This window comes from Vibrio sp. M250220 (genome assembly GCF_036533795.1).
In the GTDB taxonomy this organism is placed as follows: domain Bacteria; phylum Pseudomonadota; class Gammaproteobacteria; order Enterobacterales; family Vibrionaceae; genus Vibrio.
In genome coordinates this window covers 37,068-53,226 of the sequence record NZ_JATABI010000013.1, presented here as the reverse complement: position 1 = coordinate 53,226, position 16,159 = coordinate 37,068, and the positions used below count along the sequence as shown (strand labels likewise).

Annotated in this window: 15 protein-coding genes and 1 pseudogene; 8 read left to right on the top strand and 8 right to left on the bottom strand. The window is 44.3% G+C overall.

Annotation, left to right across the window (positions count from 1 at the left end; translation table 11 throughout):
• Positions 1–20: 20 nt before the first annotated feature.
• Complete coding sequence (locus QTN94_RS07260) at positions 21–953, bottom strand: DMT family transporter (protein WP_331427305.1); 933 nt, start codon at positions 951–953, stop codon at positions 21–23.
• A 146-nt stretch (positions 954–1,099) separates the two neighbouring features.
• Between QTN94_RS07260 and QTN94_RS07255 the strand changes: the two genes are divergently transcribed.
• Positions 1,100–1,555, top strand: a complete 456-nt coding sequence (locus QTN94_RS07255; RefSeq protein WP_331417742.1) for an Lrp/AsnC family transcriptional regulator — start codon at positions 1,100–1,102, stop codon at positions 1,553–1,555.
• Here QTN94_RS07255 and QTN94_RS07250 read toward each other — a convergent pair.
• Positions 1,548–1,724, bottom strand: a complete 177-nt coding sequence (locus QTN94_RS07250; protein WP_331417726.1) for a hypothetical protein — start codon at positions 1,722–1,724, stop codon at positions 1,548–1,550. The two genes, QTN94_RS07255 and QTN94_RS07250, sit on opposite strands and share 8 nt — an antisense overlap.
• Before the next feature lie 90 nt (positions 1,725–1,814).
• On the bottom strand, positions 1,815–2,291 hold the full coding sequence (locus QTN94_RS07245; RefSeq protein ID WP_138972636.1) for a MarR family winged helix-turn-helix transcriptional regulator: 477 nt from the start codon (positions 2,289–2,291) through the stop codon (positions 1,815–1,817).
• A gap of 367 nt (positions 2,292–2,658) precedes the next feature.
• Between QTN94_RS07245 and QTN94_RS07240 the strand changes: the two genes are divergently transcribed.
• Both QTN94_RS07240 and QTN94_RS07235 read left to right on the top strand, forming a co-directional pair.
• On the top strand, positions 2,659–4,230 hold the full coding sequence (locus QTN94_RS07240; RefSeq protein ID WP_331427298.1) for a BCCT family transporter: 1,572 nt from the start codon (positions 2,659–2,661) through the stop codon (positions 4,228–4,230).
• Positions 4,231–4,480: 250 nt separating this feature from the next.
• On the top strand, positions 4,481–4,894 hold the full coding sequence (locus tag QTN94_RS07235) for a GFA family protein (protein ID WP_331417728.1): 414 nt from the start codon (positions 4,481–4,483) through the stop codon (positions 4,892–4,894).
• A gap of 83 nt (positions 4,895–4,977) precedes the next feature.
• On the opposite strand, the gene QTN94_RS07230 is transcribed toward QTN94_RS07235, so the two are convergent.
• Positions 4,978–5,406: a DUF3010 family protein gene (locus QTN94_RS07230; RefSeq protein WP_138972633.1), complete on the bottom strand. Its 429-nt coding sequence runs from the start codon at positions 5,404–5,406 to the stop codon at positions 4,978–4,980.
• A gap of 182 nt (positions 5,407–5,588) precedes the next feature.
• Here QTN94_RS07230 and QTN94_RS07225 point away from each other — a divergent pair, with 182 nt between their 5' ends.
• The 5 genes and pseudogenes from QTN94_RS07225 (at position 5,589) to QTN94_RS07205 (ending at position 8,588) form a co-directional block, all read left to right on the top strand.
• On the top strand, positions 5,589–6,419 hold the full coding sequence (locus tag QTN94_RS07225; RefSeq protein WP_331427297.1) for a DUF6279 family lipoprotein: 831 nt from the start codon (positions 5,589–5,591) through the stop codon (positions 6,417–6,419).
• Positions 6,420–6,506: 87 nt separating this feature from the next.
• Complete coding sequence (locus QTN94_RS07220; RefSeq protein WP_138972631.1) at positions 6,507–7,271, top strand: sulfite exporter TauE/SafE family protein; 765 nt, start codon at positions 6,507–6,509, stop codon at positions 7,269–7,271.
• 152 nt (positions 7,272–7,423) lie between these two features.
• Positions 7,424–7,612: pseudogene (locus QTN94_RS07215) on the top strand (hypothetical protein); the annotation flags it as partial.
• Positions 7,613–7,767: 155 nt separating this feature from the next.
• Positions 7,768–8,010, top strand: coding sequence for a hypothetical protein (locus tag QTN94_RS07210; protein WP_138972629.1), 243 nt, complete (start codon positions 7,768–7,770; stop codon positions 8,008–8,010).
• A 404-nt stretch (positions 8,011–8,414) separates the two neighbouring features.
• Entirely contained in the window at positions 8,415–8,588 is a 174-nt protein-coding gene (locus tag QTN94_RS07205) for a hypothetical protein (protein WP_331427296.1), read from the top strand.
• A 440-nt stretch (positions 8,589–9,028) separates the two neighbouring features.
• On the opposite strand, the gene gnd is transcribed toward QTN94_RS07205, so the two are convergent.
• The 4 genes from gnd to QTN94_RS07185 all read right to left on the bottom strand — a co-directional run bounded on the left by gnd (position 9,029) and on the right by QTN94_RS07185 (position 15,974).
• Positions 9,029–10,477, bottom strand: a complete 1,449-nt coding sequence (gene gnd, locus QTN94_RS07200) for a decarboxylating NADP(+)-dependent phosphogluconate dehydrogenase (protein WP_138972627.1) — start codon at positions 10,475–10,477, stop codon at positions 9,029–9,031.
• 34 nt (positions 10,478–10,511) lie between these two features.
• Positions 10,512–11,228 carry a 6-phosphogluconolactonase gene (pgl, locus tag QTN94_RS07195; RefSeq protein ID WP_331427295.1) on the bottom strand — a complete coding sequence of 239 codons (717 nt, stop codon included), beginning with the start codon at positions 11,226–11,228 and terminating at the stop codon, positions 10,512–10,514.
• Positions 11,225–12,727, bottom strand: coding sequence for a glucose-6-phosphate dehydrogenase (zwf, locus tag QTN94_RS07190; RefSeq protein ID WP_331427304.1), 1,503 nt, complete (start codon positions 12,725–12,727; stop codon positions 11,225–11,227). The genes pgl and zwf overlap by 4 nt, the downstream gene beginning before the upstream one ends.
• 370 nt (positions 12,728–13,097) lie before the next feature.
• Complete coding sequence (locus tag QTN94_RS07185; protein ID WP_331427294.1) at positions 13,098–15,974, bottom strand: HD domain-containing phosphohydrolase; 2,877 nt, start codon at positions 15,972–15,974, stop codon at positions 13,098–13,100.
• Positions 15,975–16,159: the final 185 nt, after the last annotated feature.

Here is a 16,159-nt window from a genome sequence, read left to right as displayed (position 1 = left end):
GTGCTACATCGTGTATCTCGTTACGCCTTACTTTTAAAAGAGGGAGGCTGATACTGCATTGACGTATCTTTCTTCATCAGAATGTTGCTCGCAATCAGGCTGCCAACACAAATCAGAGACAAGGCTATCCAACCCAACGGAGTAGGTTGTTCCCCAAAAATAGGTATGGCGAGCAAGGTCGCAACAGCGGGGGTCGCAGCGCCAAATGCTGCGGTTCTCTCTGCTCCAAGGACAGAGATCGCGTGGAGATAAGTAAACGCGGCGATGATGCCCGCACCGACACCTTGAAGCATAAAGTGGCCGCTGAGTTGTTCCCACGGCCACTCGCTAAAGGCGTGGCTGTAGAGGTAGCTATCGATAGCACCACTCGCCATTAGGAGAAATAACGAGAGGTTAGACATCAGTGCAATGAGCCCTGAAGCCGCCAACGGATTGAGATTGGAGACGCGCGCACAAATGGTGAACATCGCCCACATGACACTACCAATCAAAAACAGCATATGCCCCTGAAGCAAATTAGGATCTGCTTGGCTAAGACTCTGGGTTAGAAAAGTTCCAATACCAATTACCACCAAGGTCAAACCAACAATTCGATGACGACTTAATGGCTGCTTAAACAGGATGACGGCAATAGCGGATACAAACAATGGTAAGGTACTGGGAACTAGGGCGCTGCCATCCGATACTGGAGCCAATGTCATTCCGGTACCCGCTACAAGTAAATAGGGGAGACCACTGCCAATAAACATGCCGATCAGATAGCGTTTGGGCACCGCCATGATCTGTTGTCTCGCTTTGTAAACAATAGGAAGTAGGATCACACAAGGGATCAAAAAACGGGTCAGTGCAATATCCGCTGTCAGTAGCTCAGAATGAGCCCCACTGCGTAATGAAAGAAAAAATCCTGACCAGAGTAAAAGTGTGGCAACCATTGCCAGATATCCAGAAACCATATCCATATGTGACCTTGAAAGTAGTTGTTAACATTATGGAATGTATATCGAGGTGAAATCTGGCAATATTGACTGATGATTTAAAGAATTTTGACTGATTCAGTTAAAATAGTGCCAATAATTGATGGAAATATGCGTGAGTGACGATGGACAGAATTGATAAACACATTTTACGACTTTTACAGCAAGACGCTCGTCAGGCGACAGCGGAAATTGCAGATAAGGTGGGGCTGTCTGCTTCACCATGTGCTCGCCGAATCAAAAGATTGGAGGAGCAGGGTATCATTGCCAATTATCGCGCCACACTCAACAAGGATTTGATTGGCGTCGGTATGACCGTATTTGTTGAAGTGAGCCTTAACAACCACCAAGCCGCTAGCATCGACGACTTTGAACATGCAATTCAAGAAATGGATGAGGTCATCAGTTGCCATGTCGTGTCGGGAGCGTATGACTATCTGTTAGAAGTTGTCAGTCATGATTTAGCGGGCTATGAGTCCTTTACTCGTAAACTTCAACGCTTGGAGAACGTTAAAGATATTCATACCCACTTAGCCATCAGGCAGGTCAAAGGCGGGAGCGAACTGCCTATTTTTAAGTGACAGCGTTAACTCGCATTGCCTCGTTGACGTTTTCCGTCGGCACACTGTTTTTGATAACTAGTGGTACAAAAGTTACAAGCGTGATGACGGCGATAATCTTCAGTACTTGCTTTTGCTTAGTGAGATCGAGAATCGCCTCGTCGTTCAAATTTGGTAATGTCTTGCCCATAACCATTACACCTTTATGACCGCTTTAGATGTTTATTGTTTAACTTTAAACGTAATCATAAAGATAAATGAAAGCAAATATCTTGGTTGGTTAATCTGGTTTGGTGATGCTACCGAGTTCTAGAACGGGAGCTACATCAATATCCTCTGCGTTCATCATTGATGAAATTCGCTGTACAGAGGAAAGCAACAGTGATTGCTCCCACTCTTCTAGTTTCTGAAATTTAGTGATGAAACTTTGCTGCAGCGGAGTCGGTGCATTGTCCAGCACGTTCTTGCCTTGGTCAGTCAGATGGGCATGGACTTTCCGTTTATCTTTACTATTACGCACACGCTGCACCAGCCCATTGCGCTCCAGCCGGTCAAGAATGGTGGTGGCCGTTGCTTGGCTCATGTTGGTATGGTCAGACAACTGACGAATAGTGACATCGCCTAACTCTTGAATCGAACGCATGAGTATTAATTGCGGTCCGGTTAAACCTGACTCTTTGCTCAGTTTTTTAGAGTGTAAATCTATCGCTCGAATGATCTGGCGAATGGAAATTAGGACTTCTTCGTGCTTCTCCAATGCGCTTCCTCACTGGTTCGATAAAAGAAGGGAAAATACATCAAATGTCACTCTAGATAAAGCCTCCAGTCTCACAAATCAGCATGACCACCATTCCATCATCAGTAAACTATTTCATTTAAATTGTTTAGTGCACAAAGTGTTTTTCCTTGCCGATATTTTATCTTTGTGAGTAAATAACGACCACTCAAATGTCATTTTGATAAAATATTGCTCATTTATTAGCATATTGCTGGATTGAAACGATGAAAAATGTACAATAATGAGAATTGTATCCAGTTGCAGAATGATGAAATTGTTTTTAACTCTAACTATTTTATTGATTGGGCAACGGTTACTCATTAAAGAATAGATGCAGAGGGGAAGAATGACTAAAGGCATAGATAAGTACAGTATTGACAGTACCGACTATACAATCGGTCAAGATAACGTGCAGAAATGGGGATTTGACGTTCACAATCCAGTCTTTGGATGGAGTGCGAGTCTAATTGCCCTGTTTTTGATTGCCGTGTTGGTCATGGATGCGGAATCAGCCAAGGCGACATTGGATGGCATCAAGTGGCAGATCATTGGCAACTTTGATTGGCTGTTTATCTGGTCCGGGAACATCTTCGTGATTTTTTGTTTAGCTTTGATCGTATCGCCGCTAGGTAAAATTCGCTTAGGTGGCAATGAGGCTACAGCAGACTACTCATACCTGTCTTGGCTATCGATGTTATTTGCCGCCGGTATGGGTATCGGTCTCATGTTTTGGAGCGTTGCGGAACCAGTCGCTTATTTTACAGGTTGGTATGAAACGCCATTGGGTGTTGAAGCGAATTCGCCTGAAGCCGCTAAGCTTGCCTTGGGCGCAACTATGTTCCATTGGGGGCTTCACCCATGGGCAATCTACGGTGTTGTTGCATTATCGCTGGCTTTTTTCGCTTATAACAAAGGGCTACCACTTTCCATTCGTTCGATTTTCTATCCGTTACTTGGCGATAGAGCGTGGGGTTGGGCAGGTCATGTTGTCGATATCTTAGCGGTACTGGCAACCTTGTTTGGTCTAGCGACATCTTTGGGGCTGGGAGCACAGCAAGCAGCAAGTGGTATTCACCACGTGTTTGGCATTGAGTCAGGTTTAGGCTTGCAGGTAGTTGTGATCACGGTTGTGACCTTGTTGGCTGTCGTCTCTGTTGTACGTGGTATCGACGGTGGAGTGAAGGTCATCAGTAATATCAACATGCTTGTTGCCTTCCTATTACTCATTTTAGTGGCCCTTATCGGCTATGCGATTGTTGTAGGGAATATTGGCACGACATTTATGTCGTACGTGGAGAATATCATTCCATTAAGTAATCCACATGGACGAGAAGACGAAGCTTGGTTTCAGGGGTGGACAGTATTCTACTGGGCTTGGTGGATCTCATGGTCGCCATTTGTAGGTATGTTTATTGCGCGTGTTTCTAAAGGACGTACAGTTCGTGAGTTCATCACAGCAGTCTTGCTTGTCCCGACAGCGGTGACGCTACTGTGGATGTCAACCTTTGGCGGCATGGCAATAGATCAGGTCATCAACAATGTGGGTGAGCTTGGTAGCGAGGGTCTGACGGACGTGTCTCTGGCCATGTTCCAAATGTTTGATGTGTTGCCGTACGGTTCAATTCTATCTGTGATTGCCATCATTCTGGTTTTGGTGTTCTTTATTACCTCTTCAGATTCTGGCTCGTTAGTGATTGATAGCATCACGGCTGGTGGTAAGGTTGATGCGCCTGTCATTCAGCGCGTCTTTTGGGCCTTTATGGAAGGAGCGATTGCTGTCGCACTATTATGGATTGGTGGCTCTGAAGCGGTTCAGGCATTACAGGCAGGGGCGATCTCTACGGCGCTACCGTTTACGATAGTTCTTCTGTTGATGTGTGTAAGCTTACTCATGGGTATGCGTACTGAACGTCAATAAGTGATAAAACGGCATAAAAACAGAAAAGGGACGCTTGCGTCCCTTTTCTGTTTTATACGCAATTTAGGCAATCTCATCTTTGCCACTGTTCTCTTGGTAGAGCTCAGATTTACACTGTTAATTATTCTCTGGTCTACGCGTCACACATACTGGTATTTGAGCGATAACCCCGTTACTGTGGCTGATAATTGTACAATCAAAGGCAAAGTGCCTTGTTTGTAAACGCCGTGAAGTCAGGGAGGAATAAGGAATGAGTTATCTAGTGGAAGGTACGTGTCAGTGCGGTCAGGTGAGTTACCAATTGCACCAGCCACCTAAGATGGTATTAGCATGTCATTGTCGAGAATGCCAAAAACTTGCGACGGCTCCTTTTAGTGTGACTGCCATTGTTGCGACCCAAGATATTGAATTTAAAGGCGAGCTAAAGGAGTGGCAGCGAATGGCAGAGAGCGGCAACAAAAATTATGCGAAGTTTTGTGCTCAATGTGGGAATCGGGTCTATCACTTCAACCCAGATGATCCATCGACAATAAAGCTTAAATTGAAATCAAGCAGCGATTCGGATCATCATGTGTTTGAACCGACAGCGCACGTCTGGGTCAGTGAAAAACAGGATTGGTATGAGATTCCGCAAGGCGTTAAGTGTTTCGACAAACAGCCATAGCGCGGTGTGATTGGTTGAATGCCGGTTTAGCAAAAATGAAAACGCCCAAGCAGAATGCTTGGGCTTAATTATATCTGATTCACTTAACCACGCATCATTGCGCAAGCGTATGCCGTCATGAATGCCGGTTCTTGGTATTGTTTAAGACCCGTATCCTTAAACTGGATACCGAGTGGGTTTCGCTTCAGGCTCTCTTTGATGTCAGTTGGAGAAACAACTTTCACTTCCACATCATCAATAAGCTGGATTGCTGCTTCTAATTTGAAACCAACGGCACCACCAGCAAATTTGCCTTTTGTTTGACGTTGGCGAATGACAACTTTTTCAATTTTGTAGTCTTGAATTAGCTTAGCAAATGAGAACTGGAATTTCTTCACTTCTTGCGTGTCGTTAGCATTGCCTATGCTTAGCTTTGCTACGCGGCAGTCTGGCAAGTGGACTACGCTGTCGGCATGTGAAAGAAGGCAGATTACTGCGTCGTTACCTTGAAGTTCTACACCACAAATTTTCATGTTATTACCTGATCGTTTCTGAGCTGGCTATTATATCCGGCATCGGTAACATATCGACTATTTTATTTAGCAATAATTGAGATAGGGTTGCCCACTCAGTGACAAATTGTCGCAGACACAAAGGAAGATTGTGTCTATGGTAATAATAATGGTTCTAGCAGTGCGTTGCGTAGGAAGAAGCAATGAAAAAACTCGCATTACTATTGGTAATTTGTTTGTCCCTAATTGGTTGTAGCTCTAAGTTTGTCTACAACAACATGGATTGGTTGTTGCTGGAGTATTTAGATGACTATGTTGAGTTAAACGATGAACAGGAAGAGCTAGTGAGTCAGAAGGTGGCGGTTCTTAGTGAATGGCACCGACGTGAAGAAATCCCCAATTATATCGAGCATCTTGATGAGCTCATCGAGATAGAACCGAGCACATTTACACTGCAACAACTCGAACAGCAAGAGATAAAGTTTCACAACCATTCTCAGCGTCTAGTGACGAGAGTTGCGCCCGAACTGTATTCTGTTGCGCGTGAGTTATCTGACAGTCAAGTCGGGCAGGTTATGGACAGTATTCGTGTTCGTCATACCAAATACAAAAAAAGATACCAGCCACTGAGTGAACCAGAAGTAAAACAACGTTACCGAGAGCGAATAGAAGAGAATCTCGAAACATGGATAGGTGATCTCACCGACCAACAGCAAAGCTTGCTCGATGAATGGGTGGCAGCGCTTTACGTCACATCACATGACTGGATTGATCATCAGACCAAGATGCGCATAGAGATGAACGCATTACTGACCAATCGACTTGATATCAACAAGTTTCAACCAGAGTTTCACAAGCTAATGTTCAATCCTGATAGCTTCTATGCGCCAGAGTTGGAACAGAAAATCGACCACAATAAACAGATCGCGAATCAGTACTTGGTCAAAGTCATCAACACCATGACCACAAAGCAGACTCAATACTACCGAGATGAGTTACGGGACTGGAAAGCAATCGCGTTAGATATTCAGTAGCTTGAGCACAAAATTTACTCATCTCTATTTGTTCAATGGAAAGAGCAGGTTAGAGTAGTTAACCCCTAATAAAAACTCGTAACCAAAATGGAATGGATTCTACTATTTGGCGCTGGTGTTCTGGGCGGTATACTTAACAGCATTGCGGGCGGTGGAAGCTTTATCACGTTTCCTGCACTCATGTTTGTTGGTGTACCTCCTGTGATTGCTAATGCGACCAATACCTTCGCGGCATGCGCAGGTTATATCAGCGGTACCTACGGATTTCGTCAGGACATCGCTCAGTCGGCTAGTGCATTGAAATCAATGATCTTCTTCAGTCTCCTTGGCGGTGCCATTGGAGCTTACTTGCTTCTGAGTGTGTCTGAGCAGCAGTTTTTGGTCGCCATACCATGGCTGCTATTGTTTGCTACCTTGCTATTTGTTTTTGGCAATAAAATCAGTCATTGGGTCAGTCAAGCGGCGAGAACGGCGTCGCTGAGTCCGATATGGGCGGTGATCTCCATTACGTTGTTATTGATTCTGGTTTCCGCATATGGGGGATTCTTCAATGCTGGGTTGGGCGTTATCGTCCTCAGCTACTTAGTCTTGGCCGGACATAACGATATCAACCAGATGAACGGCCTGAAGTTGCTTATCTCTTCATGTGTTTCAATCATTGCCATTGTCGTGTTCGTTCTTGATGGCGCAATTGATTGGCCTAGAGGCTTTGCTGTGATGTTAGGAACGCTTTCGGGGGGCTATGTTGCCGCTCGTGTATCGCGAAAAGTGGAGCAGGTTTACGTGAAAGGGTTTGTCGCCTTGTCGAGCATAGTGATGACCGTCTATTTCTTTGTTGATGTCTATTGGTAACGCGTCGACTAACTCATTGCGCAGTGTCACATACCGAGTTATTTTGAGTTTGATTTAGGCTTATTTAGCTTACATTACGGCATAATGAATTGGTCAAAACATGGCCGATTAATGTTGTAGCCATGTCCCTTTGTTGATACTTAGGAGGCGTTATGAACAGAAAATTAGGCAGAGTAATGTCAAGCAGTCGCATGATTACCTTCATCGCATTTCTTGCCGCGACGTTTGCATGGATCCTGAGCATGCCAGCTCTTTCTACCGTGTCGGTGATCGCACTGATTGCCAGTTTTGCTCTCTATGTCACCGATAAGTTCAAAGGAAACGATAAACAGAAGAGCGCCATTAGGCGCTCTTCTGTTTCCATTTTGGAAAGGATGTCTTTCCCAAGTTCATTAACCATTTGTAATACAATACTTGTAGGAGATAAATAAAAGGAGGTTACTCACTTTGCCTTACACAAAGCCAGCACTGTACTGGCCTAGAGGATAAAACATATATGCTCACACACTACTCACCCATCGCCTTTGAAAAAACACCGCTAATTGATGAAAGAGATCTGTTTATTGCGTCTAATGTTCAGTCGTTGGAAGATTTCTTAAAAACGGAGTTGTCCGGAGGTCGGCATATCTATTGCTCTTTCTCTCAATCACACCTCGATTGGAGTGTAATAAGGAACATCAAACATCGCGAGATAAAAAGCATCGGCTTTGTCGATGGTCAAACTTTAGTTCGTCGATAAACGGTTTGATACGAATTATATCTACACTACCTCTCAACGCTGAGAGGTATGGCTCTTTTTACCTTATCCGATTTTCCACGTATTCTCCTCTTCTCAATCCTTAGCTATTGCGCCAATCTTTGCAATTTACCATGTACGGTTATCAAATTAGAGACGTTGGTTAAATTAACATAAAAATAATTTCAAAGATTTAGATAAAAGTATTCTAATTAGTCCTATTGGATAATTAAGGCTAATTATTGTTTATGTTAATATAAAGTAACTAAAGTTAACCATAAACTTTATGATTACCTAGAGATAAGTCCGAATAAAATGTAGGGTATTTCTTTAAATTAAATTTCTTTATAAAGATGTGGTATAAATTAACTCAATTAATCTGACTTTCTGGTGACTGAATGAACGGAATGAAGTTTAGTGAAATAAAATCAGAGTTGGAAGGACTCAATGACCAGCAGCTCCGAAACATCAAGCACGAAGTTGATAAAATCCTGAGTGAAATGGATAAGTCCGGGCAATTGCTCTCAGATGAAGAGCTGGATTTCATCAGTGAGCTTTATAAGGATGAAGATTACTATTAATCATACGTTTGACAGGGACTTTGCGCTAACTCATCCACCAGCCTCTTACATCGAGAACTACTGGCAACCATGCTTGCTCTTATCGTACAACCCACCAATAGTTTAGTGCTTTTATCTTTGAACTACGCAATAGCTAGTATTCGTGCGGAACAAGGGCATGAATAGGGAGCGCTTGACGGATATATTTTAAATCGATATTTTATCGATAAATATCGTTATTAGTTTGCAATGATTTATTAACAGAAAAGCCAATAATATACCTAATAAAGCAATATTCTATTTTCTTTCCTTTTTATTTGCGCATATGGCATTTTGATAAGTGATTGTTTTGCTTTAATTATAGTAGTGAATTATTGAGTAATGATGAATTCGCTGGATGAACCGATAATAAAAAAGCCGATTTGATTACCAAATCGGCTTTGCGGCAAATTTAACTTAGATTACACATCGTAAGTTGTAGAGGCTGTATCGCCGCCTGTACCAGTCCAGTTAGTGTGGAAGAACTCACCACGTGGACGGTCAATGCGTTCGTAGGTGTGAGCACCGAAGTAGTCACGCTGCGCTTGCAGAAGGTTAGCTGGCAGGCGAGCTGTCGTATAACCGTCTAGGAAAGAGAGTGCTGAGATGGTACAAGGCATTGGGATACCTGCTTCCAATGATTTTGCTGCAACTTTACGCCAAGCGCTTAGGCTATTTTGTAGAATGCCTTTGAAGTAATCGTCTGAACCTAGGAACGCGATGTCAGGGTTCGCTTCATACGCATCACGGATGTTACCTAGGAAAGCTGAACGGATGATACAACCGCCACGCCACATTAGCGCTACGTTACCGTAATTTAACTCCCAGCCGTTCTCGTTTGACGCTTCACGCATTAGCATAAAGCCTTGAGCGTAAGAGATGATCTTAGACGCAAGTAGAGCTTGGCGAAGTGCATCAACCCACTCTTGCTTATCCCCTTCTACTGGTGTGATAGTTTTGCCGAATAAAGATTCTGCTTCAACACGCTGATCTTTTAGCGCAGATAGGCAGCGAGAGAAAACGGATTCAGAGATTAGCGTCAGTGGAATGCCTAGGTCTAGTGCGTTGATACCCGTCCATTTACCGGTACCTTTTTGACCAGCAGTGTCTAGGATCTTCTCTACTAGAGGCTCACCGTCTTCGTCTTTGTAGCCTAGGATATCAGCCGTGATTTCTACTAGGTAGCTATCCAATTCGGTTTTGTTCCACTCAGCGAATACCGCTTGCATCTCGTCAGCAGACATACCTAAGCCATCTTTCATGAACTGGTACGCTTCAGTGATAAGCTGCATGTCGCCGTATTCGATACCGTTGTGAACCATTTTAACGAAGTGGCCAGCACCGTCGTTACCAACCCAGTCACAACAAGGCTCGCCCGCGTCAGTTTTAGCAGAGATGCTTTGGAAGATAGGTTTTACCGCTTCCCATGCTTCAGGAGAACCACCCGGCATGATCGAAGGTCCAAAACGAGCACCTTCTTCACCACCAGAAACACCTGTACCGATAAAGTGAATGCCTTTCTCACGTAGTGCAGCAACACGGCGGTTAGTGTCTGGGTAGTTGGTGTTACCACCATCAATGATGATGTCACCTTTCTCAAGAAGTGGTGCTAGCGCTTCGATAAATGTATCTACAACTTCACCTGCACGTACCATGAGCATCACTTTACGTGGTGTTTCTAGTTTCTCAACTAGCTCTTCTAGTGAATAAGCACCAATGATGTTAGTACCTTTAGCTGGGCCTTCTAGGAACTCGTCTACTTTCGCAGCAGTACGGTTGTGAGCAACCACTTTGAAACCATGGTCGTTCATGTTTAGGATAAGGTTTTGCCCCATTACTGCTAGGCCAATTACACCGATATCACCTTTCATTTTTTCTCTCCAATTTTCTATTTACGCGCTCGCATTACGCGATTTTTGCTGCTGCGTCTGAATCTAAGTACCATTCCGTTAGACCAGTTTTTGACTGGATTTTTGCTGCTGGATAAGGCAGCTCATTCGCCGGAGTAGTATGAATTTCGTTTACAATGTCAACTTTGCCTGCACCAAGTACGAGGTAGCTGATGCGTTTCGCTGCTTCCAACACTTTTGCGGTTTTTGAAACGCGAATTTGTCCTGACTCAGGGTGAGAGGCAAGCACAGATAAGTTCTCATCCTGGTAATTTGTTTGATTTGGGAACAGGGATGCAGTGTGACCATCTGCCCCAACGCCGAGTAGAATCCAGTCAAACACAGGAGTGCCATTTTCACATGGAATCACGGCAGCCATTTCTTCAGCAAAGCGTTTTGCTTCAACGGCTGGCTCATCTTCGCCGCGAATACGGTGGATGTTTTCGCGAGGAAGATTGACTTGGCTAAACAGTAAGGCGTTGGCCTCGCCATAGTTGCTTTCTACATCGTCTGGTGCGACACAGCGCTCATCACCCCACCAGAAGTGCAGGTTGTTCCATTGAATGGATGTCGCGTAAGTGTCACTTGCCAATAGTTTAAATAGCATCTTCGGCGTGCTACCGCCAGAGAGTGAAATATGGACAGGTCGGCCAAGTTCGCTATAGGCTTTCATGTCGTCAGCTAAGCTTGCCACCACTTGTTCAGCGGTTGGAAAAATCTTGTGATTAATCATAGTTCACAGTAATCCGTGTCAGTTAAGTTTTTACAAGGGAAGCGCCATGCACGATTGTCACGTTGCAGTAAGTCATCAGACTCTTTTGGTCCCCATGTACCACAAGCGTAACCAAATAGAGCTTGTGGGTCTTGTTTGAAGTCTAGAATCGGTTGAACGTATTTCCAGCACGCTTCGACCGCATCGCTACGAGCAAACAGCGTCGCATCACCGTTTAGTGCATCAAGCAGTAAACGCTCATAGGCCGTCAGCATTTGCGTTTCTTGCAGAGAAGCATAATGGAAGTTCATTTTCACTTCTTTGGCATGGAAACCGGCGCCTGGTTCTTTTAAACCAAAGCTCATTTGGATGCCTTCGTCTGGCTGAATACGAATGATCAGTTTGTTTTCTGGCGCATTTTGACCAAACACTGGATGCGGTGTCTGTTTGAAATGAATAACCACTTCCGTGACACGTGTTGGGAGGCGTTTACCTGTGCGGACATAGAAAGGCACGCCATTCCAACGCCAGTTGTTGATGTACGCTTTCAGGCCAACGTAAGTCTCAGTGCGCGAATCTTCGGCAACACCTGGCTCATTACGGTAGCTTGGTAAAAATTCACCACGTACATCCGATTCAGTGTACTGACCAAGAACGAGGTTGTTACGTAAATCGTCTTCTTCAAGCGGTTTTAGACACTGAAGAACTTTAACCACTTCATCACGCATTGAGTCTGCATTGATTTGTGCCGGTGGTTCCATACCGACCATAGCAAGGACTTGCAGCAAGTGGTTTTGGAACATATCACGAACAGCGCCCGAGCCGTCGTAGTAGCCACCACGCTCTTCCACACCGAGGAATTCCGCGCCTGTGATTTCAACATAGTCGATGAAGTTGCGATTCCACAATGGTTCAAACATTGCGTTGGAGAAGCGGAATACCAATAAGTTCTGTACTGTTTCTTTACCTAGGTAATGGTCAATACGGTAGATTTGGTGCTCTTGGAAGTGCTCATGAATTTCTTTATCGAGTTTACGCGCAGAAGCCAGATCATAGCCAAACGGTTTTTCGATGATTAGGCGTTTCCAACCGTCATCTTCATTGTTCAAACCGTGTGCAGCAAGGCTGGCTGGAATGATGCTGTATAGGCTTGGTGGCGTTGCTAGGTAGAATAGCGTATTGCGTTGCTCGAACTGATAATGGTCTGCCAATTGGTTGAGACGCAACGACAGTTTAGAGTAATCAGAAGTATCCGAGGTGTTGATCGCCTGGTAATGCAGATGGTTGATAAAAGCATCTAATGTTGCTGGCTCAGTTTTCTCCATTTCCTGAAGAGAACGTTTTAGCTTTTCACGGTAAGACTCATCGCTGTATTCCGTACGACTTACGCCGAGGATAGCGAAGTTCTCAGGCAGCTGTTTGTTTGAGTAAAGGTGATATAAAGCAGGGATCAACTTACGATACGTTAAGTCGCCCGAAGCACCAAAAATAACGATGCTGCTGTTTTCTGGTATTACCATCATCTTTCCCTTAGAAACGAGGTAGTTAGCATGTGCCTAGGAGGTTGGCATTTAAGTAGACCAACCCTATCAACGACACCTCAAATTATAAAACTGGTCTTGCCTATTAAACTGATAGGCAAAAGCCAATAAAGCGTGCCAATTCTTTCATTTGTCAGCGGGGCTGACGCCAAAAAACGGAGCTCAATGCTCAGATGGCAGCGTATTGTCTATGACTCTTTGATATACATCAACCTTTGAGAGGGCAATCGATTAAATATTGACTCATTGGTGAGCTAACTTGTTGAAAGTTATAGTTAGAGTATGATTTTGCGTTTTGAGATAAAAATGATGTATTTACTCTAATTTGATTCGCAAATTGGGGGAGTCGTTAGAAATGGGATTTTAGGAAGCTTTTCACTCTTTTGATATGCGCTCCACGGTCAATCTCGCCCAACTGATTTGGTGATAAAAACATCTCTGCGTACTGCTGATCGATGTGTTGTTCAAGAAAAATCAGATATAGCTTAGGATCAATGTGTCCCGTTGTTGCCATCTCCGTCATGATTTCTACAGATTCAGATAGAGTTTTGGCTTTTTTGTACGGCCTATTGCTTGAAGTCAGAGCTTCAAAGACATCGGCAATCGCCATAACACGTGCGGGAATGGATAGTTGTTCTTGGAATAAACCTTTTGGATAACCTTTGCCATCCATTCGCTCATGATGTCCTCCTGCGATTTCAGGAATATTTTTGAGATGGTCCGGGTAGGGAAGACGATTGAGCATCATGATGGTCTGAATGATATGGTCATTGATAATAAAGCGCTCTTCATCGTTCAGGGTCCCTCTCTGGATGGAGAGGTTATAGAGTTCGCCACGATTGTACTTGTAATCGCCTGGTACCAATACAAACTCCTCTTGCCAAAAATCCTGTGGTTTAGTGTTACTCTGCCACTCAATGAGATGCACTTGTTTGTCGGCGAGGATTGACTCTTCAACGGGTAAATCGCTAGGCTTTCCGGCACGTTGTTTTTCTATCCATGAGACACCAGCTTGGTCATCTAACGTCCTTGTCCATTTATAGGCACTGATTTTCTTCAGGCGTTCTAGAGCATCCTGACTCATATTTTCACCACCGATATTACATTCAGCAATGAAGTAAAAGTCCTCATCAAGTTGCTGTTGTTTACGGGTCAACGTTTCTTTCAACTGCTTGTCGTCTCCCCCCGCAGATAGCGCTTTCCAATAGTCGATTTCAGCTTGCGCTTTGAGCAATTCAAAACGCATCCGGACTTCGTGGATCCGATCGTATATGGTTTCCAATTTCGTCGCTTTGTCTATTACGTATTCTGGCGTGGTGACTTTACCGCAATCATGCAGCCAAGAGGCGAGATGCAACTCTTCCCATTGCTGTTTCGACATCTTAAACAGCGGAAAATAGCTGTTATCTTGCTCGGTAGCCTTAACCAGCATTTCAGTCAGTTTAGGGATACGCTGACAGTGACTACCCGTGTACGGCGATTTGGTATCAATGGCAGAAGCAATCAGCTCAACAAACGCGGTGAGCATCTCTTTTTGTTGTTCGATACGGTCGATATTCTCTTTTGCCAATGCGCCAAAACTGAGCAGTTCTTTGAGGAATGCGTGTTTATCTGATTGTTCAGGGGTGATGGCTCGTTCATAACCAAGTAGCAGTACACCGATCAGTTCATGAGTCCGATTGTGGAGTGGGAATAGGTAAGTGTCGGAGTTATAGAGGATTTCTCTGTACTTCGCCAGTACGTTATCTTCGCGGTTGAGATGGACAATATCGCCTTTTGCTAAGTCGGTGCTGACCCAAGGTGTGGATTGGATCAACTGATTGATATCGATTTTGAACGGAATAATGGCTTGGTTTGCTGACGGTAGCAGCGAGTTTGCTTTGTCATCGCGAGTAAAGAGAACGATAGTTTCTGCCTTGGTGACTAAAAAACTTTGATGGGCGATCGTTTTAGCGAGTACTGCGAAATCTTGATTGCTGGCGGTATCTCGAAGCAGCATGAGTAAATCATAGAGTGTATGTTCCATCAACTCGATAGATTGAGTGAGGTTGGCCACTTCTTTGATGACACTTTTGGTGTAACGAGTCTTTTTAAAATCAAAACGGGCGATGTTGTCGGTCTGCCTCACTAATACCTGAAGCGGGTTAGCCAAACGTTGTACCACTAACCAAACGACAACAAAGCTCATCAGCAACATTGCGACCGCGACTCGAACTTGCTTATCTCGCATTGACAGCAATGAAGAGAGCAAATCATCTTGAGGTGTCGCTTCAGCGAGTAACAAGCGGGTTTTGTTGTTTAAGCTAACTGGCGTTAACGTCACTGACCAATTCTGGTCATCGTGCTCAAGCGTTTCGTAAATAATTTGGCTCGAACTACGGTTGATGACGGTTCTAAATACGCTGTCTTTGAGTAAATCAACACTGGGGCGGCCGTCGTCACTCTGTTCTATGCCAACATTGTGATGGGCCAATATGTTGAATTTATTGTCAAATAGAGTCAGCTTGGTATTTTCCGAATGTCCCATTCGACTGATTTGTTCAGAGAGCGAAGTTAAGGTGAAATCTGCTCCAACGACGCTCTTACTATCCGGCGAACGACGCGATAGTGTAACTCCGTTGGTCTTCAGGAAGTAAAAAAAATATGGCTCAGTGAGTCGTATTTCGCCATCTAGGTCTGCATTGGAGAACCACGGACGAGTGCGTGGATCAAACTTATTGTCATTGCTTTGGCGCTGTCCAACATTGCGGAAACTACCATCAAGGAAGGTAAAACGATTGAGACCAGACGGGTTGGTCGTGTTGATCATCAGCGCGGCTTTGTCTGGTGCACCAAATCGTTCTCGGTCGCCATTGGTTCTAAGGGCGCGAATCAGTGTGAGGTCTCCAGAATCGTTAGCATAGAAAAGTGCGACGACTCCTGGGTTGCGTTGAAAAATCAAATGGAGTGAGCCGAGGAAAAGTTGATTTTTTTCAGGTGCCCGATGGTCATCAATTGCTCTACTCATCGCCATAAAATCGAGAGTGGTAAGAATCGGCCCCGCTTTGACCTGGAACGTTGATTCCAGCTGTCGACCGTTTTCACTGCTGAGTTCTTTCGCACTTCCGGTTAACAAATCCTGAGCATGTCGGTAACTGATGGCAATAAGAACCGAGCCCACTAATGTCGTGAGAACCAGAAATAGAGTAGTGATATGAATACTTAGGGAGTAACGACGCTTTCTCATGATCTGTCCAGTAGCAAGTACATTCTAAGTATTGAACAAACTGGCGATGATGCAAAAAAACTACTTCATATTGATGTTTTTATTATTGAAAGCCTTTAGGAGTGGGTTTCGGTGGACTTAAACAGGGGAGAGTTGATAGGCTAATGTCGTTGTTGAACTGGGTGATCGGCAGTTTTTAGACTTCT

Excerpts from the sequence above, each read along its gene's own strand:
- QTN94_RS07250 (WP_331417726.1), bottom strand. The coding sequence starts at position 1,724 with ATGGGCAAGACATTACCAAATTTGAACGACGAGGCGATTCTCGATCTC.
- QTN94_RS07185 (WP_331427294.1), bottom strand. The coding sequence starts at position 15,974 with ATGAGAAAGCGTCGTTACTCCCTAAGTATTCATATCACTACTCTATTT.
- QTN94_RS07235 (WP_331417728.1), top strand. The coding sequence starts at position 4,481 with ATGAGTTATCTAGTGGAAGGTACGTGTCAGTGCGGTCAGGTGAGTTAC.
- QTN94_RS07220 (WP_138972631.1), top strand. The coding sequence starts at position 6,507 with ATGGAATGGATTCTACTATTTGGCGCTGGTGTTCTGGGCGGTATACTT.
- pgl (WP_331427295.1), bottom strand. The coding sequence starts at position 11,228 with ATGATTAATCACAAGATTTTTCCAACCGCTGAACAAGTGGTGGCAAGC.
- QTN94_RS07255 (WP_331417742.1), top strand. The coding sequence starts at position 1,100 with ATGGACAGAATTGATAAACACATTTTACGACTTTTACAGCAAGACGCT.
- QTN94_RS07225 (WP_331427297.1), top strand. The coding sequence starts at position 5,589 with ATGAAAAAACTCGCATTACTATTGGTAATTTGTTTGTCCCTAATTGGT.
- QTN94_RS07210 (WP_138972629.1), top strand. The coding sequence starts at position 7,768 with ATGCTCACACACTACTCACCCATCGCCTTTGAAAAAACACCGCTAATT.
- gnd (WP_138972627.1), bottom strand. The coding sequence starts at position 10,477 with ATGAAAGGTGATATCGGTGTAATTGGCCTAGCAGTAATGGGGCAAAAC.
- QTN94_RS07230 (WP_138972633.1), bottom strand. The coding sequence starts at position 5,406 with ATGAAAATTTGTGGTGTAGAACTTCAAGGTAACGACGCAGTAATCTGC.
- zwf (WP_331427304.1), bottom strand. The coding sequence starts at position 12,727 with ATGGTAATACCAGAAAACAGCAGCATCGTTATTTTTGGTGCTTCGGGC.
- QTN94_RS07205 (WP_331427296.1), top strand. The coding sequence starts at position 8,415 with ATGAAGTTTAGTGAAATAAAATCAGAGTTGGAAGGACTCAATGACCAG.
- QTN94_RS07240 (WP_331427298.1), top strand. The coding sequence starts at position 2,659 with ATGACTAAAGGCATAGATAAGTACAGTATTGACAGTACCGACTATACA.
- QTN94_RS07260 (WP_331427305.1), bottom strand. The coding sequence starts at position 953 with ATGGTTTCTGGATATCTGGCAATGGTTGCCACACTTTTACTCTGGTCA.